Annotated in this window: 25 protein-coding genes; 12 read left to right on the top strand and 13 right to left on the bottom strand. The window is 70.3% G+C overall.

Annotated elements, in window-relative coordinates; translation table 11 throughout:
- The first annotated feature begins 219 nt into the window (after window positions 1-219).
- Entirely contained in the window at window positions 220-1,263 is a 1,044-nt protein-coding gene (locus tag ABEA93_RS22520) for a serine/threonine-protein kinase (RefSeq protein ID WP_345677491.1), read from the top strand.
- Window positions 1,264-1,490: 227 nt separating this feature from the next.
- Here ABEA93_RS22520 and ABEA93_RS22525 read toward each other — a convergent pair whose 3' ends face one another.
- Complete coding sequence (locus ABEA93_RS22525; protein WP_345677492.1) at window positions 1,491-2,186, bottom strand: recombinase family protein; 696 nt, start codon at window positions 2,184-2,186, stop codon at window positions 1,491-1,493.
- Between the two features lie 452 nt (window positions 2,187-2,638).
- Between ABEA93_RS22525 and ABEA93_RS22530 the strand changes: the two genes are divergently transcribed.
- Window positions 2,639-3,100 (top strand): MarR family winged helix-turn-helix transcriptional regulator, encoded by a 462-nt coding sequence (locus tag ABEA93_RS22530; protein ID WP_345677493.1) that lies wholly within the window; start codon window positions 2,639-2,641, stop codon window positions 3,098-3,100.
- Window positions 3,101-3,166: 66 nt separating this feature from the next.
- On the opposite strand, the gene ABEA93_RS22535 is transcribed toward ABEA93_RS22530, so the two are convergent.
- The 4 genes from ABEA93_RS22535 to ABEA93_RS22550 form a co-directional block, all read right to left on the bottom strand.
- Window positions 3,167-3,532, bottom strand: a complete 366-nt coding sequence (locus ABEA93_RS22535; RefSeq protein WP_345677494.1) for an eL43 family ribosomal protein — start codon at window positions 3,530-3,532, stop codon at window positions 3,167-3,169.
- Window positions 3,533-3,604: 72 nt separating this feature from the next.
- Window positions 3,605-4,417: an SGNH/GDSL hydrolase family protein gene (locus ABEA93_RS22540; RefSeq protein ID WP_345677495.1), complete on the bottom strand. Its 813-nt coding sequence runs from the start codon at window positions 4,415-4,417 to the stop codon at window positions 3,605-3,607.
- On the bottom strand, window positions 4,414-5,382 hold the full coding sequence (locus tag ABEA93_RS22545) for an inositol monophosphatase family protein (RefSeq protein ID WP_345677496.1): 969 nt from the start codon (window positions 5,380-5,382) through the stop codon (window positions 4,414-4,416). Before ABEA93_RS22545 ends, ABEA93_RS22540 begins: the two co-directional genes overlap by 4 nt.
- A 46-nt stretch (window positions 5,383-5,428) precedes the next feature.
- Window positions 5,429-5,926, bottom strand: a complete 498-nt coding sequence (locus tag ABEA93_RS22550; protein ID WP_345677497.1) for an FBP domain-containing protein — start codon at window positions 5,924-5,926, stop codon at window positions 5,429-5,431.
- Between the two features lie 105 nt (window positions 5,927-6,031).
- Between ABEA93_RS22550 and ABEA93_RS22555 the strand changes: the two genes are divergently transcribed.
- Window positions 6,032-6,604 carry a TetR/AcrR family transcriptional regulator gene (locus ABEA93_RS22555; protein ID WP_345677498.1) on the top strand — a complete coding sequence of 191 codons (573 nt, stop codon included), beginning with the start codon at window positions 6,032-6,034 and terminating at the stop codon, window positions 6,602-6,604.
- A gap of 103 nt (window positions 6,605-6,707) precedes the next feature.
- Here ABEA93_RS22555 and ABEA93_RS22560 read toward each other — a convergent pair whose 3' ends face one another.
- From ABEA93_RS22560 to ABEA93_RS22570, 3 genes are all read right to left on the bottom strand, one after another.
- Complete coding sequence (locus tag ABEA93_RS22560; protein WP_345677499.1) at window positions 6,708-7,157, bottom strand: nuclear transport factor 2 family protein; 450 nt, start codon at window positions 7,155-7,157, stop codon at window positions 6,708-6,710.
- 146 nt (window positions 7,158-7,303) lie between these two features.
- Window positions 7,304-7,810 carry a hypothetical protein gene (locus ABEA93_RS22565; RefSeq protein ID WP_345677500.1) on the bottom strand — a complete coding sequence of 169 codons (507 nt, stop codon included), beginning with the start codon at window positions 7,808-7,810 and terminating at the stop codon, window positions 7,304-7,306.
- The gene (locus tag ABEA93_RS22570) at window positions 7,807-8,718 is read right to left on the bottom strand and encodes an arginase family protein (RefSeq protein WP_345677501.1); all 912 of its coding nucleotides are present in this window, start codon (window positions 8,716-8,718) and stop codon (window positions 7,807-7,809) included. Before ABEA93_RS22570 ends, ABEA93_RS22565 begins: the two co-directional genes overlap by 4 nt.
- Before the next feature lie 147 nt (window positions 8,719-8,865).
- Between ABEA93_RS22570 and ABEA93_RS22575 the strand changes: the two genes are divergently transcribed.
- The 3 genes from ABEA93_RS22575 to ABEA93_RS22585 all read left to right on the top strand — a co-directional run bounded on the left by ABEA93_RS22575 (window position 8,866) and on the right by ABEA93_RS22585 (window position 10,734).
- On the top strand, window positions 8,866-9,579 hold the full coding sequence (locus tag ABEA93_RS22575) for a CGNR zinc finger domain-containing protein (protein ID WP_345677502.1): 714 nt from the start codon (window positions 8,866-8,868) through the stop codon (window positions 9,577-9,579).
- A gap of 316 nt (window positions 9,580-9,895) precedes the next feature.
- Window positions 9,896-10,396, top strand: a complete 501-nt coding sequence (locus tag ABEA93_RS22580) for an SRPBCC family protein (RefSeq protein WP_345677503.1) — start codon at window positions 9,896-9,898, stop codon at window positions 10,394-10,396.
- On the top strand, window positions 10,393-10,734 hold the full coding sequence (locus tag ABEA93_RS22585; RefSeq protein ID WP_345677504.1) for an ArsR/SmtB family transcription factor: 342 nt from the start codon (window positions 10,393-10,395) through the stop codon (window positions 10,732-10,734). Before ABEA93_RS22580 ends, ABEA93_RS22585 begins: the two co-directional genes overlap by 4 nt.
- A gap of 347 nt (window positions 10,735-11,081) precedes the next feature.
- Here the strand turns inward: ABEA93_RS22585 and ABEA93_RS22590 are convergent, their stop codons facing one another.
- Window positions 11,082-11,705: a hypothetical protein gene (locus ABEA93_RS22590; protein ID WP_345677505.1), complete on the bottom strand. Its 624-nt coding sequence runs from the start codon at window positions 11,703-11,705 to the stop codon at window positions 11,082-11,084.
- Window positions 11,706-11,788: 83 nt separating this feature from the next.
- Window positions 11,789-12,907 carry an FAD-dependent oxidoreductase gene (locus tag ABEA93_RS22595; protein WP_345677506.1) on the bottom strand — a complete coding sequence of 373 codons (1,119 nt, stop codon included), beginning with the start codon at window positions 12,905-12,907 and terminating at the stop codon, window positions 11,789-11,791.
- Window positions 12,908-12,960: 53 nt separating this feature from the next.
- Here ABEA93_RS22595 and ABEA93_RS22600 point away from each other — a divergent pair, with 53 nt between their 5' ends.
- The gene (locus ABEA93_RS22600) at window positions 12,961-13,683 is read left to right on the top strand and encodes a TetR/AcrR family transcriptional regulator (RefSeq protein WP_345677507.1); all 723 of its coding nucleotides are present in this window, start codon (window positions 12,961-12,963) and stop codon (window positions 13,681-13,683) included.
- A gap of 171 nt (window positions 13,684-13,854) precedes the next feature.
- Window positions 13,855-14,046, top strand: a complete 192-nt coding sequence (locus ABEA93_RS22605) for a hypothetical protein (RefSeq protein ID WP_425585045.1) — start codon at window positions 13,855-13,857, stop codon at window positions 14,044-14,046.
- Window positions 14,047-14,070: 24 nt separating this feature from the next.
- Here ABEA93_RS22605 and ABEA93_RS22610 read toward each other — a convergent pair whose 3' ends face one another.
- Window positions 14,071-14,535, bottom strand: coding sequence for a VOC family protein (locus ABEA93_RS22610; RefSeq protein ID WP_345677508.1), 465 nt, complete (start codon window positions 14,533-14,535; stop codon window positions 14,071-14,073).
- Window positions 14,536-15,005: 470 nt separating this feature from the next.
- Here ABEA93_RS22610 and ABEA93_RS22615 point away from each other — a divergent pair, with 470 nt between their 5' ends.
- Window positions 15,006-15,497, top strand: coding sequence for a hypothetical protein (locus ABEA93_RS22615; protein ID WP_345677510.1), 492 nt, complete (start codon window positions 15,006-15,008; stop codon window positions 15,495-15,497).
- Between the two features lie 624 nt (window positions 15,498-16,121).
- On the opposite strand, the gene ABEA93_RS22620 is transcribed toward ABEA93_RS22615, so the two are convergent.
- A complete protein-coding gene (locus ABEA93_RS22620; protein WP_345677511.1) occupies window positions 16,122-17,423 on the bottom strand; it encodes a hypothetical protein in 1,302 nt (433 codons plus the stop codon).
- A gap of 195 nt (window positions 17,424-17,618) precedes the next feature.
- On the opposite strand from ABEA93_RS22620, the gene ABEA93_RS42160 reads away from it, so the two are divergent.
- The 3 genes from ABEA93_RS42160 to ABEA93_RS22630 all read left to right on the top strand — a co-directional run bounded on the left by ABEA93_RS42160 (window position 17,619) and on the right by ABEA93_RS22630 (window position 19,106).
- Window positions 17,619-17,900, top strand: coding sequence for a helix-turn-helix domain-containing protein (locus tag ABEA93_RS42160; protein WP_425585046.1), 282 nt, complete (start codon window positions 17,619-17,621; stop codon window positions 17,898-17,900).
- A complete protein-coding gene (locus ABEA93_RS22625; RefSeq protein ID WP_345677512.1) occupies window positions 17,888-18,028 on the top strand; it encodes a hypothetical protein in 141 nt (46 codons plus the stop codon). The genes ABEA93_RS42160 and ABEA93_RS22625 overlap by 13 nt, the downstream gene beginning before the upstream one ends.
- An 895-nt stretch (window positions 18,029-18,923) precedes the next feature.
- A complete protein-coding gene (locus ABEA93_RS22630; protein ID WP_345677513.1) occupies window positions 18,924-19,106 on the top strand; it encodes a hypothetical protein in 183 nt (60 codons plus the stop codon).
- A 361-nt stretch (window positions 19,107-19,467) separates the two neighbouring features.
- On the opposite strand, the gene ABEA93_RS22635 is transcribed toward ABEA93_RS22630, so the two are convergent.
- Window positions 19,468-20,346, bottom strand: coding sequence for an alpha/beta fold hydrolase (locus tag ABEA93_RS22635; protein ID WP_345677514.1), 879 nt, complete (start codon window positions 20,344-20,346; stop codon window positions 19,468-19,470).
- Window positions 20,347-20,372: the final 26 nt, after the last annotated feature.

Raw genomic sequence — 20,372 nt, forward strand, 5'->3', positions numbered from 1 at the left:
GATCGGTGCAGAAATCGGCGGCGTTCGCTACGGGCCAGGCAGCCGCGCGTTCATTGGCTTGCCCTGAGTCGGGCTCTGACGATTGGGTAATCTGCGAACGGAAAATCGTCCGCGGACACCGTGCACACAACCTTTCCGGCATGACGGATCTCGCCCGGCGGGGCCGAGTGGTCGCGCCCGACACAGCACCAGCGACCATCGAAAGGCATCGGCAGGGCCATGAACAGTCCCCTGTTGCCGGACCGGTACGAACTCGGGTTCCAAATAGGTACGGGCGGGTTCGGGTCCGTGTGGGCGGCGGCCGATAATCTGACGGGCGCTCAGGTCGCGGTGAAGATCCCCAAGCATCGCGACAGCGACACGCTGAGTCAATTCCGCCGCGAGGCCGAGGTCACCTCGGCCATCACCCACGAAAACGTGGTCAGGACGCTCGACTACAGCATCGATCCAGCAGCACCGTATCTGGCCATGGAGCTCATCGACGGGCACACCTTGAGCCACAAGACGAACCTGTTCGGCCCCATGGCCCCTGAGCAAATCGTGTCGATAGCGAAGCAGATATCGGCAGGGCTCGACGCGGTACACAGTGCGGAAGTCATCCACCGAGACGTCAGCCCGGCCAACGTGATGCTGGATCGCGAAGGCACCGCAAAGCTTATGGACTTCGGGCTGGCAACGTACGCACCCCCGCAGTTCCGGGACACGTTCCCACTGATAGCAACTCCGGGCTATATGGCCCCCGAACGCCTCCACGGCCAGTTCGGAACACTTGAGCAGCGCGGCGGTCCGCAGAGCGATCTGTATTCGCTGGGGGCGGTCATGCGCCACATGATGACCGGCCTTCCGATCATTCCTGGAGAAAAACTCGAAGACCTCGGCGGCCTGCGACCTGACACCTCGCGCGAGCTCCGAGCACTCGTCGAACAACTGATGATGCCCGATCCCGCCGACCGTCCGCGTTCGGCGGCAGAAACCCACAACCGCCTGGCCAAACTCTCACCCCACTCGGCGGCGACCTCCACGCAAGCCCCATCCCTGACCGTGGCCCGCGGTACGCGCCGGGCCGCCTCTGCGGCACCCACCCCGAACGGCACTCTCCTCGCTTTGGCCGCCACCGGGATTCCCTCAGTCGGAGAATTCTCCGGAGCGGGATCACGCGGCTCCAGGAGCTCGCCAACAGTTCCCCCCTCTGCTCTCGGACGTTCCGCCGAGAGATCATCCGGCAACGAACAACGCTTCGGCCCCGGCGACGGACGGGTCTGACAAGCGTCCGCAGACGCGGAGAATAGGGGTCCCCGCAGTACTCGGGAAAGATCGGGCGGATATGAATACACAGCGAGCAACGGCATTCGTTCCCCCGGTGTCGGGAACGTCGGTACCGCCGAACCGAACACGGACACGCACCCGGCCATCCGCCTACCCAAAACTGGGCCGCCGCCGACCGCCCAGTCCTCGCGGCATATCTGGACGGAATCCGGACACCGGCGCGCCTACCGCGGTGACGGAATCACAGGCGCAACGTCGCAGTCTGTGAGGGCGATGCGGCCGCCCTTCAGCTCGGGCACGTACTTGTAAACCGTGTTGCGGGAGACGCCCAGCAGTTTGGCGATCGAGGTGACGGTGTTCTCCGGCTCGGTCAGCAGCAGCCGGGCGTGGCGGATTTGCTCCTCGGTCATGGCCGGCGGGCGGCCGAGCCGGGCGCCTCGGGCGCGGGCGGCGGCCAGGCCTTCGTTGGTGCCCTGCACGATCAGCTCGCGGATGAACTCCGCCAGCGCGGCGAACACGTGGAAGACCAGCCGTCCGCCCGGCGTGGTGGTGTCGAGGGCCTCGTGGAGCGAGGTGAAGCCGATCCCGCGCTTGCGCAGCCCGGTCACGATGGAGATCAGGTCCTGGAGCGACCGGCCGAGCCGGTCGAGCGAGGGGACGACAAGCGTGTCGCGGGGACGGCAGTAGTCCAGCGCCTTCCACAATTCCTCGCGCTCGACGTTCTTCCCGGACTTCTTGTCCGCGAAGATCCGGTGGCATCCGGCCTCGGTCAACGCGAGGATCTGCCGGTCCAGCAACTGGCCCTTCGTCGACACGCGGGCGTACCCGATCAGCGCGCCGCCGCCGACCGGTTCGGGGGCGAGCGGGTCGCCGCCGAAGTCGAGCACCGCACCGACACCGCCTCCGGTCGGATCATCCATCGACTCATCGATATGAGGATGCGAGAAGACTCCGCCGGGACCGTTCGTGGTGTCGGGCATGGCCGATCAGTGTAGAGAAAACGGCTGGTGCGCGTTGTTGAGCAACACTCTTTTCTGACACCGTTTTTCGCGCATGATCACGGCCCGTTTCGGTGCGTGCGGCGGCTATTGGCGATCGTGCTCAACAATCGACCGATTCCCGAACATCGCACAATGCACGACTGCGACGAACCAACCGGACCGCGACGGCGGCGGTCCGGAACTCAACTGATGAACCGTCAGCAATGACGGCCCCTTTCCGGCGTATTCGGGTGCTACCCCTTGTAGGCCAGGTGCATGGGCGTCGTCTTGACGCCGAAGCGGAGCGTGCCGTGGGGCGCATCAATGATCACGACCATCACCTTAGATGATCGTCAGTATTGCTGACTATCAGGGGCGGTTAAGATTTTGGGATGGCGGAGAATGACGACGACGGGGCCGCGGCCGAGGAACTGCTCGGCACCCGACTGGGATACCTGCTCAAGCACGCGCAGCTTCGTCTGGCCAAGCACGCCGGGCCCGTACTCGCCCCGTTCGGGCTGGACGCCCGGGAGTTGGCGGTGCTCGCGGTGCTGGCGGCCGGCCGCCCGCTGTCGCAACTGGAGGCCGCGCGGCGGCTGGGCGTGGACCGCACGACGATGGTTGCGCTCGTCGATGCGCTGGAGGGCAAGGGGCTGGTGGAGCGGCGCCGCAGTGGGGAGGACCGCCGCCGCAACGTCGTTGAGTTGACGGAGCTGGGCACAGAGGTGCGGGCCGATGCGGAGGACGCCCGCGAGGCGGCGGAACGCGAGTTCCTCGCCCCGCTTGGCGAGAAGGATGCGGCGCGTTTTGTGAAGGCGCTGCAGGTGTTGATCAGAACTCCGAACGGGTCCTGAAGGCCCTCCGTCAACTGGCATGCCTTGGCGGACGGAGTTGTCCGAGGGCCACGGCGCGGAGTCGGGTCAGTCGGGGCGCCATTGGCGGGAGCAGTCGCGGCAGACCCAGTCGCCGTAGCCGGTTTTGTTGACTTTGCCGGAGCCGCAGGCGGGGCAGGTGGGGCTGTCGGCGGTGGTGGGTGGGCGCCAGCGGGCTTGGCATTCGGCGCAGACGAGGTCGCCGATGACGTCGCGGTGGACGCGGGTGGAGGTGCAGGCGGCGCAGCGGAATTCGCCGGCGGTGTTGTCGAGTGCGCCGACGGCGCGGACGGCGGCGTGGGCGCGTTCGCGGGGTGCGGTGTGGTGCCAGTAGAAGTCGATGAGGTCGCTGGGGACGTCGATGGCGTCTTCGTCGTCGGTGGGTGTGGTGTGGAGTTTGTGGTGTCCGGTCACGGGTGGCCCCCCGGGGTGTGGCGGACGGTGGTTCTTAGGGGGTCTACCCGGGTTGAGGCGGGTTGTTGCGGGTCAGTTTGCGGGGGTGGGGGGCCAGGGGGTGGGTTGGGGGTGTTTGGGCGGGCGGTTGTCGCCGGAGGAGCGGCCGGTGAGGCGGCGTCCGATCCAGGGGCCGAGGTGGGTGCGGGCCCAGTGGGCGTCGGCTTTGCGTTGGGTGAGCCAGGGGGTGGGGGGTGCGGGTGGGAGGGGGGTGGCCCAGTCGGGGTCGTGGGGGAGTCCGAGGGCTTGGCTGACGGCTTCGGTGACGCGTCGGTGGCCTTCGGTGCTGAGGTGGAGGCGGTCGGTGGCCCAGAGGCGGGGGTCGTCGAAGGCGCGTGCGGTGAAGAGGTCGACGACGGTGGCGTGGTGGCGGGTGCCGAGTTCGTCGACGAAGTCGACGAGTTGTTCGATGCGGGGCATGAGGCGGGCGCTGGATTTGAGGCGCCGGGTGGGGTCGGTGCTGCGGAACAGGACGAGGTGGCCGCTGTGGGCGGCGAGGGTTTCGGCGGCTTGTTCGAGGGTGGCTTTGACGGCGGGGAGGTCGCAGCGGGGGCGGAGGACGTCGTTGAGTCCGCCGGCGAGGGTGGTGAGGTCGGGGGTGAGGGTGGCGGCGTGGGGGGTTTGGTCGGTGGTGATTTGGCGGATGAGTTTGCCGCGGACGGCGAGGTTCGCGTACCGGAGCCCGGGGTTGGTGGCGGCGAGGCGGGTGGCGAGGAGGTCGTCCCAGCCGCGGTAGGCGTGGGGGTTGTGGGGGTCGGGGTCGGACATGCCTTCGGTGAAGGAGTCGCCGATGGCGAGGTAGGTGCGGATGGGCCCGAGGGGGGTGGGGGCTGGGTGGTTGGTCATGGCGGGTTGATCGTATGGGGTGGCGTGGGGGGTGGGGGCTTGGGCCGGTGGGGGTTGTGGAGGAGCGTTTTGTAGGTGTGTTTGTGTCTGCTTGGTGTGTGTGGCCCGGGCTGGTGGTCGGTGGTGGTGGGGGCGGTGGCGCCGGGTAGCTGTCGGCGGTGCGGCAGTCCTCGGATCAAGGTGAGGAAGGCGTCGTGCAAAGGCCCATTGGTCGCGAGCACGCTGGTGTCTCCCGCCAGGACGGGTCTGCCGTCCAGGTCGGTGATCCGTCCGCCTGCTTCGGGAACGATCACTGCCATCGGTGCGAGGTCCTCTGGTCCCATCGGTGGTCCGGCGATGATGCCCGCGTCGGTGTGGCCGGTGACGAGGGCGGCGGTGATGCCGGTGGAGTGGGTGAGGTGGACACGGTGGTGGAGGGTGGTGAGCAGGGGTTCGGGCCATCCGGCGATGTTGTGGGCCTGGGTGCGGGCTCCGGTGAGGTGGGTGCGGGTGGTGACGTGGGCGGGGCGTGCGGTGGTGAGGTCGGGTTCGGGGCCTTCGAGGATCCAGCAGCCGTGGCCGCGGGCGGCGGCGATGGTTTGGCGGGCGAGCGGGTTTGTGACGATGCCGAGGGCGGGGCCGTGGTCGTCCTGGTAGGCGAGGTCGGTGGTGAACAGGGGTGTGCGGGTGGTGAAGTAGCCGGTGCCGTTGATCGGGTCGATCGTCCAGCGGCGGCCGCTGGTGCCGGGTGTGGTGCCGGCTTCTTCGCCGTGGATGGTGTCGTCGGGGGTGAGGCGGGCGAGTTCGCGGCGGAGGTGTTCTTCGACGGCGCGGTCGGTGTCGGTGACTTCGGTGCCGTCCGGTTTGCGGCCGCCGGTCCAGGCGCCGTCGAGGAATGCGGTGGCGGCGGTGCGGGCGGCGTGGTGGGCGAGGCGCAGTGCGGCGGTGAAGAGGTCTCGGTCGGCGGGCGGGGGTGTGGGGGTCATCGCCTCAGTCTGGCAGGCTCGTGTGGTTGCGGTGGGGGGTTGGGTGTCAGGTGAGGACTTTGTTGACGAAGGCGGTGAGTCTGTCGCGGGTGCGGGTGATCTGTTCGTCGAGGGTGAGGGATTCGGTGGCGCGGCCGCCGACGGCTTTGGTGGTTTTGATGCGGCGGACGTAGAGGGGGCAGGCGAGGTCGGTGCACATGTAGATGCCGACGGAGTTGCCTTCGCGGCCGGGGCGGCCGGCTTTGCGGGCGGTCATGAGGGCGACGCCGCTGCCGGGGTGGGTGGTGAGGCAGATGGAGCACAGGCCGCGGTGTTGGAAGGTGCGGGTGTTGGTGGTGGCGCGCAGTGCGATGCCGACGGTGGTGTCGTGGTGGGGGGTGACGAGGTAGCCGCGGTCGGGGGCTGCGGGGTCGCGCCAGCCGAGGAAGTCGAGGTCGTCCCAGGGGAGTTGGGGGAGGTCGCGGGGGGTGTGGAGGCGTTTGGCTTCGCCTTGGGTGCAGTTGACGAAGCTGGCGCGGATGTCGCGGTCGGTGAGGGGTTGCATGGGGGTGACGTTAGAGTTTCCTAGGAGTCCTAGGCAAATGGCTTTTGTGGTTAGGTTGGTGTGGGCCGGGGCGATCGGATGCTTCGGCGGGCGAAGGGGGCGGTGTTGGCACGTGCGGGGCTGACGGTGGAGCGGGTGGTCGAGGCGGCCGCGGACCTGGCGGACGAGGCGGGTTTCGACCGGGTGACGGTGTCGGCGGTGGCGCGTGGGTTCGGGGTGAAGGACGCGAGCTTGTACTCGCACATCCGCAGCCTCCAGGACCTGCGCGAGCGTGTCGCGGTGCGGTCGGCCGGCGAACTGGCCGACCGGGTGGGCGCCGCGCTGATGGGCTGCTCGGGCCGTGACGCGCTGATGGCGTTCGCCGACGCGTACCGCACGTTCGCGCTCGCGCATCCGGGCCGCTACCAGGCGCAGCAGTTGGCCATGGCGCCGGGGCGCTGGGCGGAGCTGGGCGGCGACCTGCGCGGGATCGAGGCGACGTACGCGCTGCTGCGCGGGTACGGGCTGACCGAGCCGGCCGTGACCGATGCGGCGCGGCTGCTGCGCAGCGCGTTCCACGGGTTCGTCCTGGTGGAGTCGCACGGCGGTTTCCTGGCGGCGCGCAGTCCGGCGCAGTCGTGGCCGGAGGTGGTGGACGCGCTGCACCGGGCGTTGTCGACGTGGCCGGCGGGGGCGTAGCGGCCGGGGTTCGCGTGCGGGTCTGCCGTTTCCGGCACCGGGCCGCACGCCGGCGGGGCGTGCGGTCCCGCCGGCGGCGTCCCGGGGCCGGGGCCGGGTGTGCTCAGGCCGGGTTCTGCGGGAGGCCGCCGGGGAGCGGGTCGATGCGCAGGCGGGCGACGGTCGTGGAGGCGATGCGCCATGTGCCGTCCTGCTTGCGGTATTCGTCGTGGTAGTGGCCGTAGCCGTGGAAGCCCTGGGGTGCGCCGTCGGCGGGGAATTGGACGTAGTCGAACATCGCCCAGATGCCGGTGGCGGTGTCGGGGCCGGTGAGGGTGATCTCCGGCATGTGGCCGTGGTGGACGGTGCGCAGCGGGGTGAGGACGCCGGACATGAAGGCGATGATCGCGTCGCCGCCGTCGCTGCCGAACCCGTCGATGTCCATGCGGGCGTCGTCGGTGAAGACGGTGCGCAGCGCGGCCCAGTCCTTGGTGTCCATGTACCGGAAGTAGCGGGCTTTGAGCTGTTTGAGGGCTTCGATGTCGGCGAGTCGGTCGGGTGTGGGGGTGGTCATGGGGGCTCCGGTGGTGTCTCGGGCGGACCGCATTGCCGTACATGTCGAATATTCGACATGTGGTGTCGGGGGCTCAAGGTAGCCGGGGTGCGCGGGGGTTTCAACGGCGGGTGCGCCGTCGGCCGGCCGGTGCGGGCGCGGCGTCGTCACCGGCGGCGGGCGTGGACTTCCTGGTCGAGGTGCCAGGTGTGTCCCCCGTCGGTGGAGCGCTCGTTGCGCCAGTGGAAGGCGTCGGCGGTGACATCGGCGAAGATCCAGCGGACGAGCGTGCCGCCGTGGGCGCGTTCCATCACGATCTCGTCGCCGATGCGGTGGGCGTACATGTGGACGGCGTCGCCGTGGGCGGTGCCGTGGAAGGTGAACCGCCACAACTGCAGCCGCGGGTCCCAGATGCGGACGCACAGCCCGGACTCCTGGTCGGGTGCGCGGCCATCGGCGGGGGCGTCTTCGCGGGCGGGCCGGCGCCACACGTCGATCACGGCGCGGCCGTCGAGGGCATAGCCGAACTCCGATGCGCCGTTGACGGAATACGGCGGGGCGCCGTCGGTGGGATGGCAGGTGATCCGGGTCCGCCACGCCCCGGCCAGGCGCCCGAACTCGTCGATCTCGGGGGCGTAGCGGGGATCGGGGCCGTCGGCGAACAGGGTCTTCATGCGGCGCTCCCCGCGGCGGTGACCGGGGCGAGTGCGGTGGCCAGGCAGTCGGCGATGCGGGCGGCGTGGGTGCCGTCCGGGTCGAGTTCGGGGTCGTAGACGGACACGTCGAGGCCGATCACACGGCCGGTCCCCAAGAGCGTCTCGACGAGGCGGGCGAGCCGGCCGTAGTCCAGGCCCGGGCGGCCCGGGGTGTCGACGGCGGGCAGGACGCGTTCGTCGAGGACGTCGAGGTCCACGTGCAGCCACACACGCTCCAGCCCGCGCTCGGCCAGGCGGCGGGCGACGCGCTCGCCCAGCTCGGCGATGCCGATCCGCTGGATCTCCTGCGCGGTGAACCGGGTGACGGGCGGGACCTCTTCGTCCTCGCGGTCGCCGACCTGGACGACGTCCTCGTCCGCGACCAACGGCCGGCCGACCTGCGGCCAGTGGGTCAGGAGCAGTTCGCCGCGCCCGGTGGCCAAGGCGAGGTCCATGCCCGCCGCCGAACCGAGTGCCGCGCCCGCGTCGTAGTTGCCGGGGTGCCGGAAGTCGCTGTGGCCGTCGACGTGGACGAGCCCGCAGCGTCCGCCGCGCCGGGCCCCGAGCAGGCAGCCCAGCAGGATGCTGCAGTCCCCGCCGAGCACGACAGGGAACCGGCCGGCCTCGGCCAGAGTGGCGTGGACCGCGTCGGCGAGGCGCAGCGTGTGCTCGCGGAGGGTGACCCCGTTGCGGATCCGGGTCGCGGGCTGCGGGTCGAAGGCGTAGGGCGGCCGGTCGAGTTCCACCACCCGGGCGGGGCGCAGCCGGGTGTCGAGGCCGGCGGCGCGGAGGGTCTGCGGGGCGCGCCAGGTTCCGGGTTCGTGGCGGCCGGGGCGGGGCGGGCGTAGGCCGAGGTTCCAGGGGGCGGTGATGAGGTCGACGGGCATGGGGGTCCTTTCGGCACGGCCGGGTGTAATCTAACCGGATAACATCAGTACACCGGTTGGAAAGCTTGGCGCAAGGGCGGCAAGGGCCGACAGGCCCGCGTGCGCGAGAGCATGGAGGCCGGACGAGTGCACGAGAGGCGGCCGCACGTGACAGGCACCATCCAGGCGCACAGCTTCCAGCCCCGCGACCTGGTCGGCGGACACGTCGTCGTCGACCTGCTCAACACCGTCACCGCCCGCGACGCGGAGCCGGTCGACTGGCTGGACGGCTACCCGCGCCTGCTGGAATGGGCGGCGTTGACCGGGGAGTTCGCTCCCGACGTCCTCACCGGACTGCGGACGCGGGCCGACGCCGAGCCCGGCGCGGCGGCGCGGGCGTTGGAGCGGATCCGGGACCTGCGGGAGGCCGTGCGGGACGTGCTGGTGGCGGTCGTCCACGGCAACGAAGACGCAGCGGGGGCCGCCGCCCCGGCTCCCGGGGAACTTCCGCCCGACGCCGAGTCCGTTGTCCGCGTCGAGAGCCACTGGAAGCAGGCCGCCGCCCGGTCCCGCCTCGCCCTCGACGGCGGAACCCCGCACCTGCGGCTCGACGTGGCGACGTCCGGACTGGACTACCTCACCCACGACCTCGCGCTGCGTGCCCTCGACCTGCTCCGCGCCCTCCCCCGCGAACGCACGCGCGTCTGCCCCGGACTGCGCTGCGGCTGGGTCTTCGTCGACACCTCCCGGGCCGGCCGCCGCCGCTGGTGCGACATGGCCACCTGCGGCAACGCGGCCAAGGGCCGCAGCCACTACCGGCGGAAGCGGGACGGTGCGGACGCGGAGGCCGGCGAGCGCCCGGTGGCCGAGCCGCCGCGGTGATCCCCGGCTCGCGAACGCCTCGCGCCACACCCCGCCGGATTCGACGAACCGGTCGCCGTCCCTGCGGAACACGCGCTTCGGCGGCATCGCGGCCATCGCCGCATCCCGCTGCGCCCTGAGCCGCTCCGCTTCGGGACCGGCGGGGCCCGCGACGTGGAACCGGCGCACCGGAACGCCGAAGACGTCGACGCAGCGCCACCACGACGGCCGAACCACACGCGCGCAACGCTACTGCAACCCGCAGATTGCAGTCCGATGCGCGATGTGCAATCGTGGGATTGCAGATCGATACGGGGAACGCGTGAAGGAGGAACCCGTGAACGACGACGCCGCCCACACCGACGAGCAACTCGCCGAGCTGGACACGATCGCCCGGCAGATCGACATCGACGGCACGCCCGAGCGCGTCTGGGAGCTGATCGCGCGCCCCGGCTGGTACGTCAACGACGGCGCCGTCGACGCCGAACCCGACCTGCGCTACGAAGGCGACGTCGCCGTCGTCCGGCACCCCACCCTGGGGGAGTTCCGCTTCCGGACGGTGGAACTGGACAAGCCGCGCTACGCCGCGTTCCGCTGGATCGGCACCCCGTACCGGGGCGAGCCCGCGCCCTCGACCCTCGTCGAGTTCTGGATCGACGAACGCGACGGCGGCGGCGTGACGCTGCGCGTCCTGGAGAGCGGGTTCTCCGGCCTCGCCGACGACCCGGCCGCATGGCTGAAGGAACGCGAAGGCAACGACCAGGGCTGGCTCATCGAACTGGCCGCCGCCAAGACCTTCGTCGAGAAGTCCGCCCCCGCCCCGACGGCGCAGCCGTGACCGCCGAACTCCCCGTCATATGCGCCGCGCTCGGCGACCCGACGCGCTGGGAGATCCTCACCCGTCTCGGCCAAGGCCCCCAGTCGGCGTCCGCACTCGCGAAGGTCCTGCCGGTGAGCCGCCAGGCGATCGGCAAGCACCTCGACGTGCTGCGCGACGTCGGCCTGATCGAGTCCGAACACCGCGGCCGCGAAGTCGTCCACCTCGCCATCGGCGCCCGCCTCGGTGCCCTCGCCCGCGAACTCGACCGCATCGGCCGCTCCTGGGACACCCGCCTGCTGCGCATCAAGGAGCTGGCGGAGAGCCCCGAACCGGACGCCCCGGACGCCACCGACTGACACAAGTCCGTGCCGGGACGACCACCCGCGGCGGCCACCAAGCACGACAGCACGGCGGCCGCCGCGGCCGGCCGCGGTCAGGCAGACGACTCGGCGCCGCAGCAGCCGCGGCGCACCCGGAACCGCATCCGGTCGGGCAGCGGTCACCGGTCCCGCCGTCCACGATGGCCGGCACACGCGCCGAGTCCGCGATTTCGGCACCGGAGACCACGATCCGCGCAGCCCCGACGGCCGGCCTCGGCCTCGTGCGGCACCCCCTCGGCGATCACGACGCACGCGGCACGGTCCAGCACACCGCGCAGGCGCGCCATTGCCGGAGCGCCGTCCTCTCCCGCCCCGGCGTCGCGTCACCGAACCGCTGCCGGACCCCCGCGGTCGGCGGAATGCCGCGCGGCATCACACAGCGATTCCACGATGACGGTCCCCGGGTAGTACTTCCGCGGCCACCGGTTGCGGTAGTAGCAGTCCCAGTAGCTGGCCACCTGCTGCCGCGTCCGCTGCAGGAACGCCGGGTTCGCGGCGAGGAACGCGCCGTACACGTCGTGCTGCGCGGTCCCGGGGATGTCGATGTCGACCAGCCCGTCCCAGATGACGCGCTGGATCTCCGCCACGTACTCGCCGACCAACCGCACCACGAACGGCACGACCCACGGCTCCGCCAGCGCGACGATCTGCTCGACGTGCCGCTGGCGCACCCGCCCGTCGTGGTGCCGCGAGTAGAGACAGTGGAACACCGTCTGCTGCCGCGCCGAGAACGACGCGGTCAGCGCAGCGTCCGGCTCGTCGTTGTACACGCGCTCCGGGATCGCCACGCCCTCCCCGGCGACCCTGACCGGAAAGGGGAACGCAGGCGCGAGCCGGTGCGGCGGCATCGTCGACGCGACCACGAGCACGTCGTCGGCGAGGAACCGGGGGAACGCCGCGGCGAAGGCCACCGTGTGGTCCGTTCGTTCCAAGGGAGCGGATGTCATGCGTGCAGTCTTCCGGACCCGGGCGGCACAGGAAGAGCCGCCCGGCCGAAGGCTGATCGCCGAGGTCGACGCAGTCGACGAAGTCAGGACGCGTGCACGTCGTCGAAGACCGCGACGGCCTGCGCCGGGTCCGGGCCCACCAGGCGTTCCAGCCCGGCCGTCGTCATCCGTGCCCACCGCCCGGCCCGCTCCCACATCCGTTGCTCGAACGCGCGCACCACCGTGTCCGGGTCGCCGGACCCGGCGACGATGGCCTCGGCGAGTTCGGCGCCCTCGACCATCGCGAGGTTCGCGCCCGCGCCGAGCGGGGGCATCAGGTGGGCTGCGTCGCCGAGGAGCGTCACGCCGGGGACGTGGGTCCAGGTGTGGGACACCGGCAGGACGTACAGCGCACGGTGGACGAAACCGGTGCCGCGGCGCAGCAGGTCGAGGACGGGGTCCGCCCAGCCGCCGTACCTCGCCAGCAGCCGCGACCGCACCCCCTCGGCGGAGGACAGGTCAAGTCCCGCATGCCAGTCCGCCGGTGCGCGGAACTGGGCGTACACCTTGACGTGGCCGCCGCTGTTGCGCTGTCCGACGAGCGCCTGGTTCACGCCGAACACCACCACCGAGCCGTCGCCGACCAGCCGGGCGAGGTCGGGGTGGCGGGTGTCGACGTCGTCGAGGGCGGCCTCGACGTAGGTGACGCCGGTGTAGCTCGGCTGCGCCGGCGAGACCGCCGGGCGGACCCGGGACCAGGCGCCGTCCGCGCCGACGACGAGGTCGAACGCCTCCTGCCGCCCGTCCGCGAAGTGGACCGCCACGCCGTCCCCGCCCCCGGGCACCACCCGCGTCACGCCGTGGCCCCACCGGACCTCCAATGGCCCGAGCAGCAGGTCGCGCAGTTGTCCGCGGTCGATCTCGGGGTTGGCGTGGTCGTCGGGACCGGGCCGCCAGTCGCGCAGGACGGTGCCGTTCGGGTCCAGGATGCGCATGGCCTGCCCCTCGGGCCGCGCCAGCTTTCCGAAGTCCGCCAGCAACCCGGCTTTGTCAAGGGCGAGTTGGCCGAGGCCTTGCTGGAGGTCGAGGGTGCCGCCTGGGGGACGGGCATCGGGGGAGGGGTCGCGTTCCAGGACGGTGACGGGGTGGCCGTGCCGGTGGAGGACGCGGGCGAGGGTCAGTCCGCCCGGGCCGCCGCCGACCACGGCGATGCGCTGTCTCATAGCGATACACTGTATTTTCACGGGACGGCGTATCGCAACAGTACGGTGAGACCATGACTGTCTGGGACCGCCCCGAGCCGCCGACCCGACCCGCGCCGCTCGACCGCGAACGCATCGTCGCCGCCGCCCTCGCGCTCGCCGACGAAGGCGGCCTCTCCGAAGTGTCGCTGCGCAAGGTCGCCGCCCGGCTCGACGCCGGCCCGATGCGCCTGTACGGCTACATCGCCACCAAGGAAGAACTGTTCGACCTCATGCTCGACGAGGTCTACGCCGAGATCCTCCCCGCCGACCCGCCCGGCGACTGGCGCGAAGCACTGCGGCTGCACGCCCACCGCACCCGGCAGGCCGCGCTGCGCCACGAATGGCTGGCCGACCTGCTCGGCGGCCGTCCGGCACTGGGCCCCAACGGACTTGCCGTAGCCGAGTCCACGCTGTCCGCGCTCGACGGACTCACCGACGTCGACACCGCGATGCGAGCGGTGGAGACGGTGAGCGCGTACTTCACCGGCGCGATCCGGCGCGAGATCGCGAACCTGCGCGCCGAACGGGAAACGGGCCTGTCCACGCACGAGTGGCAGCGCGCGTCCGGACCGCGCCTGGCGAAGATGCTGGAGACGGGCCGCTTCCCGGCACTGTCGAAGTTGGTGTACGACGGCACGGACATCGAAGCCGACGAGTCGTTCGCGGTCGGCCTGGACTGGGTCCTCGACGCGGTAGCCGCCAAAATCGCGCCGGAAGCGAAGGAGACGAAGGAGACGGAGGAGCCGCGGCGGTGACGCCCGATCGGTTCCGGCACCCCTGTCCGCCATCGACCAGGTGCGTCACTTGACCCACCGAACCGGGGTCGGATTACCCCCTCGTCCGGGTCCGGAGCGCTCCTGGAGCCGTGGACGACGCAGCGCACAGAACAGCACCGAACGAGGAGCCCCGGTGATGCGACCGGCGACATGCTCGTCGTCTTCACCCCGGGCCTGCACCGGTTCGACTACTACCGGCTGCTGGAGCGGGTCAACCGCGGCGAGGCCACCGTCCAGGACATCAAGGACAGCTCGCAAAGGACAGCTCGCAGACGTACGACAAACCACTACTTCGCCAGCCCGGTCTGGCGTCAGGCCTTCGCCGGGAGCCGAGCCTCGTAGTCCCGGCCCCCGGCGCGCGGCGGTTCAGCTCGCGGAGGCCGGGACGGGGGCCGGGACCGGGTCGACGCCGAACACCCACGGTGCGAGCACGACCACCCAGCCGTCGGGGTCCGCGAAGCAGACGCAACCCCGTTCCGGCCAGTACGGGTTGGCGGCCTCGACGGGCTCGTGCCCATGCTCCCGCAGGCGCGCGGCGACGTCGGCGACGGCCTCCGCGCCGGCCAGGTACAGGACGAGCTGGTTCTCGGGGTGGGGTTCGGGGATGCGCGGCGGGTTGCCGTGCTGGGTGATCTCCAGGTGGACCGCTGCGCCGGGCAGCCCGATCAGGACGCCGTCGTATCCGGCGTGCCCGTCGTCGCCCCGCCACCGGCCCAGCACCGGGAGGCCGAGCGCGTCTTCGTAGAAGGCGACGACGGCGTCGTAGCGGGCGGTGGGCCGGGCGAAGCGGACCGCACCGACAGGCAGGTGCGAAGGCCATGCGGAAGTCATGGCGATCAACCTACAAGTCGATCATTGGCATGCACCCCCGAAGGCTGGCGGACACCGACCGGCGCGACCCGGATGAGCCCGCGTCCGGTTCCTCCGCGGACCGTACGGCCGTCGTCATGCGGTCGGTTCGACGCATCGCTCATGACGCAGGCGTGCGAGGCGGTGGGCTGCTTGCAGCAGCTCGCGTGTGGAGGCTTCGGCCCCGGAGCCCTAGCTCGGACACCAGGGGAAAAGTAACCCGTGGGTAGGTTTCCGGCATCCGCCGTGTCCGCCGTTTCCGGGTGGGGGCTGGTTCGTTGGGCTGGTCGGGTGATGTCCCGGGGTTCGACGGCAAGGGACTGGCATGATGGCCAGCCGCCTCCACCTCCCACACCCCGTCACCGTCCCGGGCCCGCGCCGCGCGAGCGACCCCGCGGACCTCGGGCATGCTCCGCGTCGCGCAGTACTTTCGGCGCTCCAACATCCAGTCCGTGACCGCATGCGACTTCAGCGAGCACCCCCGGCTGTCGCACAATCCGAACCGGACCGCCACCACCACACCTGACGGACACGTCATTCGCGCACGGGCCGGACACTCCTCCGACGAACATGTCCGGCAGGAGATCTCCGACCACTACGGCAGCTATCCGCTGAGCGGAAAGCGGGAGCTGGGAGCAGTGCTCGTCACCGACACGATCTGGAACCCCGCCGAACCGCACCGGATCAGCGGCATCGTCACCGGCGAACAGCTCTTCGCCAACGGATCACAACTCACTCCCGACGCGCTACGGCCCACCCCCCTGGCAGCACCCCGACCGACCGCCGCTGCTGGGACACCGCATCAAGAGGCCGCCGTGCTGTCCGGCGGTGCGGGGAGCGCGCAAAACGGCGGGCTCGTACAGCCTGGCGCTGCCGTGCACATCACCGCAGGTCAGACGCCGACGACGGACGTACGCCGTAACGGTCCCGCCCTCGGCGCGTAAACATGCCGCGTAAACATGCGGAGCGTGCGGGGGCCGACGCAGAATCCCCAGGATTGAACGCTGACAGTGGCCGCGCACCGCGTGCGGTCGGGAGTGGGGTGCGCTCGTGGGCGCGTGTCTACGCCGAGTCGGCGTCGCCGGGCTGTGTGTCCAAGGTTCGTAGCGTGCTACTCCCCGGTTCGCTGCGTGGCTGTGGCCGCGCGGCGTCAGCACCCCTCTGCAAGCGCCCGCGTCCCAAGTGGACCGGTGCACCGGGCAACCCGATCAGGACGCCGTCGTACCCGGCGTGCCCGTCGTCGCCCCGCCACCGGCGGAGGAATGCCCGAACACCCATCCCAGGCGCCGCCGTTCTGCTACGAGACCCCGGTTCCGACGCGAGACCGGTTCAGGTAGCCGGTCCGAGCCAGGTCGCGGGGCGGGTGTGGTCGGGGTTGAACCCGCGGTGCTGCTCGGGGGCGGTTCTGCGGGCGCGCCGGTATCGGTGAGGGGAGGTCGAGCCAGTGGCGGCCGGCGCGGGTCGGACGATTTCCCGGGGCGGTGTGAACGTGCCGACGATGTGCACGGCGCCTGCGGCAGCTGCGAGGCAGAGCCGAATGCGAGGCAGAGCCATTCGAGACCTTGTCATCACATGCGGGACAAGCGGAGCCCGAGGGTCGGCGCGCGCTGATAGCGCTGGGCCGGCGGCGGTGCGGGGCGGCGATCAGGCGTGACGGCCAGGGTGGTGCGGGTCCCCAAGGCCGGCCCGAATCCGTAAGCGACGGCGAGCGAGCTCTTCTTCCCGGACCCGCATATCTCCGCCGCGGTTCGCAACGTATCTGCGACGAATTTTTCATCCACACGGGGCGCGCCCCAGAACCCGGAAACCGAGTTCACCCGGAATGCAAGCCACGGGGCCTGTTTGGCCACGACGAGCCCGAGAGACGAACGTCCCGCATTCCTTTCCACGGCTTCGACCGTGTTTTGGAATCTCTGGATGGCTGTCTGAATGGCGTTGGCCTGCACCCATGCCTGAACATCCCGGCGGAAGTTCGTTTGCAGGTGGCGAGGGGCCGCTTGCTCATGAACTGCGATGATTTCGGACGTTTTGGACTCACTGAGGTCGTCGCCTCCGACGATCACCGTCGCCACCGCGCGGCATGGGGGCATCGGGCCGACGGATTCGAGATCAAAGAAGAACGGCTCCCAGTCCCGACCGTTCTTGACACCTAAATTTTGGGAATGCAAGTCCGCGTGAGCGAGGGCCAGCGGAGTTTCGGCCATGTTTTCCAGGGCGGATTCGACATACCGTTCCGGGTGTTCGGGGTAGCCGAACCTGCCGGCCATGTAGTCGACGCACTCAGGATTGATCTCTCTGATCATCTGAAATCGAGCGGCGACGTCACGAGCCACGAGATCGTTGTATTCCGCGTGCGTCGCCGGCATGTGGGCAGGAGGGTTCGAGTCGGGTGGGCCGAACTTCTCCAACATTGTGCCAAGCGCAGACGGGAGGCGTGCGTCCGCCGGTGTGACGACGGGTATTTCCTGTATTCGCCTCCAAAGGTGCGCGACTCGCTCAAAGTATCGGCGCGGGATTCTGTCGTAGTTTTGCCTTCTCGTTCCGGGGTCCGTCGCGAAGCGGGACAGCTGCTGCACCTGCTCCCACTTCTGGATCATGAAGCGGCCGTGCGGGTCTGTGTACAAGAGGCTGGGGACGTCACCTCGGAGGTTTTCCAGGAGATGATGGATCACGCTTTCGGAGTACGGTGACTGGGTCATGGGAACCCAATCGTTATTTTTGGCGATGCGGATGCAAAGGCCGTTGATGGGAACATTGCTGTTGTTTGCGCCGGATTTGGATCTACGAGAACCCATAGATGTTCTCACCAACGCTTGCCGATACAGTCTCTCGGCATCCCGGGGGTCGATCGTTTCCGCGTCCGCAGCCATGACCGACCACCCTATACAGCCGACCGCTTCCCAGGGCAGCGCAGATGCACGCGACCGAGGGGCGGCGCACCCCGTACATTGCTCAACCGACCCGGCGGTGTAGCCGCCGACGGAGAAGAAGCGGGCTCCGACGCCCTTGAATCTGCCCTACGGCCCGTGGGGGTGGTGGAGGTCTGAAATCGTGCCGCACCGCATTTGCGCCTCCCCACGCTCGGCCGCCCCGCCGCACTGGCCCCGGACCAAGCGGCCGACGTCGTCGACGCGTACGAGGCCGGCACCGCGGTCAAGGCGGTCGCCCGGCGGTACGACATCGCGCCCAGGACCATCCCCCGCCATCGACGTACCCGGCCTGCTCGCCGAGACCGGTTGGTGGGGTGTGGTGCTGAGGCGGGTTTGACTGAGGCTGGTTCGCAGGCGGGCGTATTCCTCCGCGCAGGTAGGGAGCTGACCTGTGGGGTGGGGATGTGGCATTCGTGAAGTACGCCGGGCTTGTCAACAAGAGGGCTGTCGCCGTTCTGCAGCCGGGCGAGGCGGCCGTGTTTGCCGTGCTGGTCAAACCGCGTGCAGTCGTCAAGGGGCCGGTCGATGCCTTGGTAAACGAGTAGGTCGTTGTGCAGGTCAACTGTGTGGAGAGGCAGGGCGCGGACGTCCCTCGGGTGGGGGACGTGGATGCCGGCGAGCGCCACCACCATCTGCAGGGCCGGTGTGCCAGCCCTTCGAGCTTGCGGCTGATCCACTGGGCGAGGCTGTCGGGGCGGTCGTCGTCGAGCAAGACCTCCAAGGTGTGGTGGACGGAGCGGCGGACGCCGAGGCGGTGCAAGGTGAGCACGGTGGATGCCTTGATGCGCTCCGAGGAGTCGTGGACCGAAGCCAGCAGGTACAAGCTGTCGCGGACACACGAGCGGAGCCCGTCGCTCCAGCCGCGGGCGTCGGCGACATCGTCGGCACGGGACATCAGGTAGCGGGCGAACTCCGGTTCCCTCGGGTCGACTTCACCGAAGACGACCGGCCTTATGTCGCGTGGACTGTCGAACAGCCGAGGCTGCGTCCAACCTCGGTTTGTGATCCGGACCGGTGCGGTCATGGCCGGCGGAGCGCGGACGCGACGCCAGCCGTACACGGCGGACCATGTCGCTGAAGACAGTTGCTGTCCGGTGACCGCGGCGGTCCGAAGATCTGGTGGCCGCCAGGTGCGCGGGGGCATCCCTGCGCCTGGTGACAGCACAGCCGACACACCGAGCAGACGCTCACCGGGTGCCTGCGGATGTGCGAAGTTCAGACCCGGCACTCGCCCTGACGGCGCTCGGTGCCCCAGGTGAAGCACTCCCGGCAGCCGTCGGCGGCCTGCCACCGCGGGCGGCAGCGGTGGCAGTACTCGCCGCCGAAGTGCTCGGGGGAGCGTCGCGACGGGTTGGAAGCTCGGCGGCTGGGGGCCGTGGAGTTTCCGCGACCCCTCGCCGGAGATCTGCGGCGTGTGCGAGGCCGTCATGCAGCCCTTACGTGGACAGCACCGAATGGGACGGCAACGACAGTTGGCGCCCGCTCGAAGACGCGGACGAACGCCAGGTGGACAGCCGCCCCGCGCACGTGCCGACGCTGGTCGACTTCGGCCGTGTCTGCGGGATGCAGATCTACAGCTGCCCCACGTCGCACGACCACCCGCACAGCACCGTGGCGCAGTAGCCGACGCGACGCCGGTCGCGTCACCGCGTGCGAGGCGGGACATCGCGGCGACGTTCAACCGGGCTCCACGCACCCTAATTATCGAATTACCGTTAACAGCAAGACGTTAACGACCCGGAAAACCCCCAAATCAGGGCGAAGCACCCATCCAGCCCCGCTCCACTGGCGTGCAACATAATTCCCGCTATGTTGCGCGTTTCGTAACAGCACTCGCGGGCGGCTGATCTGCGTTACGTAAATAGGGGCTTCTCCAGGAACCGCTCAGCGCGCGACGCACCGAGCCGCGGGAGGCCGCGAAACGCTCTCGACGCGTCCCTCGCAAGCGCACGGCGCGACCGCAGCCACCCGCAGCACGCCCCCCTCAGCGGCGCAGCAAGTCCCGGATCGCCGCCGCGATCTCGTCCGGGGCCTCCTCCGCCATGAAGTGGCCGGCCCGGGTCAGCCGGTGGTCGAGGTCCGGCGCCCACGCCTTCCACACGCCGTCGGCGTCGTAGCCCAGCTGCGCACCCCAGTCCTGCTGGAGGACCGTGACGGGCATGGCCAGCTGCGACCCGGCGTCCAGGTCCGCCTGGTCGTGCGCGATGTCGATGCCGGCCGAGGCCCGGTAGTCCGCGACGATCGACGGGACGGCCGCGGCGCTCGCGCGCAGGTACTCGGCGCGCACGTCCTCGGGCAGGGCGGCCGGGTCGCCGGCCCAGGCGTCCAGGAACGAGCCGAAGAACACCTCCGCACTGGCGGCGATCATCGCCTCGGGCACGCCGGGCGGCTGCGCCATGAGGAACAGGTGGTAGCCGACCGCCGCCGAGACGCCGTGCAGGACGTTCCACATGTCGAGCGTCGGCACCACGTCGAGGATGCCCAGGTGCGTGACGGTCTCGGGATGGTCCAGCCCGGCCCGGAACGCGACCAGGGCACCGCGGTCGTGGCCGACGAGCGCGAACCGCTCGTGCCCGAGCGCCGCCGCCAGCGCCACGACATCCGCGGCCATGGTCCGCTTCGCATAAACCTCGGGACCGGTGGCGGCCGGCTTGCCGCTCGCGCCGTAGCCGCGCAGGTCGGGGCAGATCACCGTGTGCTCGCCGGCGAGCCGCTCGGCGACGTGCCGCCACATCAGGTGGGTCTGGGGAAAGCCGTGCAGGAGAACGAGCGGGCTGCCGGTGCCGCCGACGGCGGCAGCCAGCTCCACACCGTCCGCACCGGGCACGCGGACGTGGTCGAAGCCGGGAAGAGCGAGCGTCATGTCGGACCGTCCTTGTCGGTCGGGAG

Origin of the sequence: Yinghuangia aomiensis (genome assembly GCF_039542225.1) — a bacterium.
GTDB classification, from domain to species: domain Bacteria; phylum Actinomycetota; class Actinomycetes; order Streptomycetales; family Streptomycetaceae; genus Yinghuangia; species Yinghuangia aomiensis.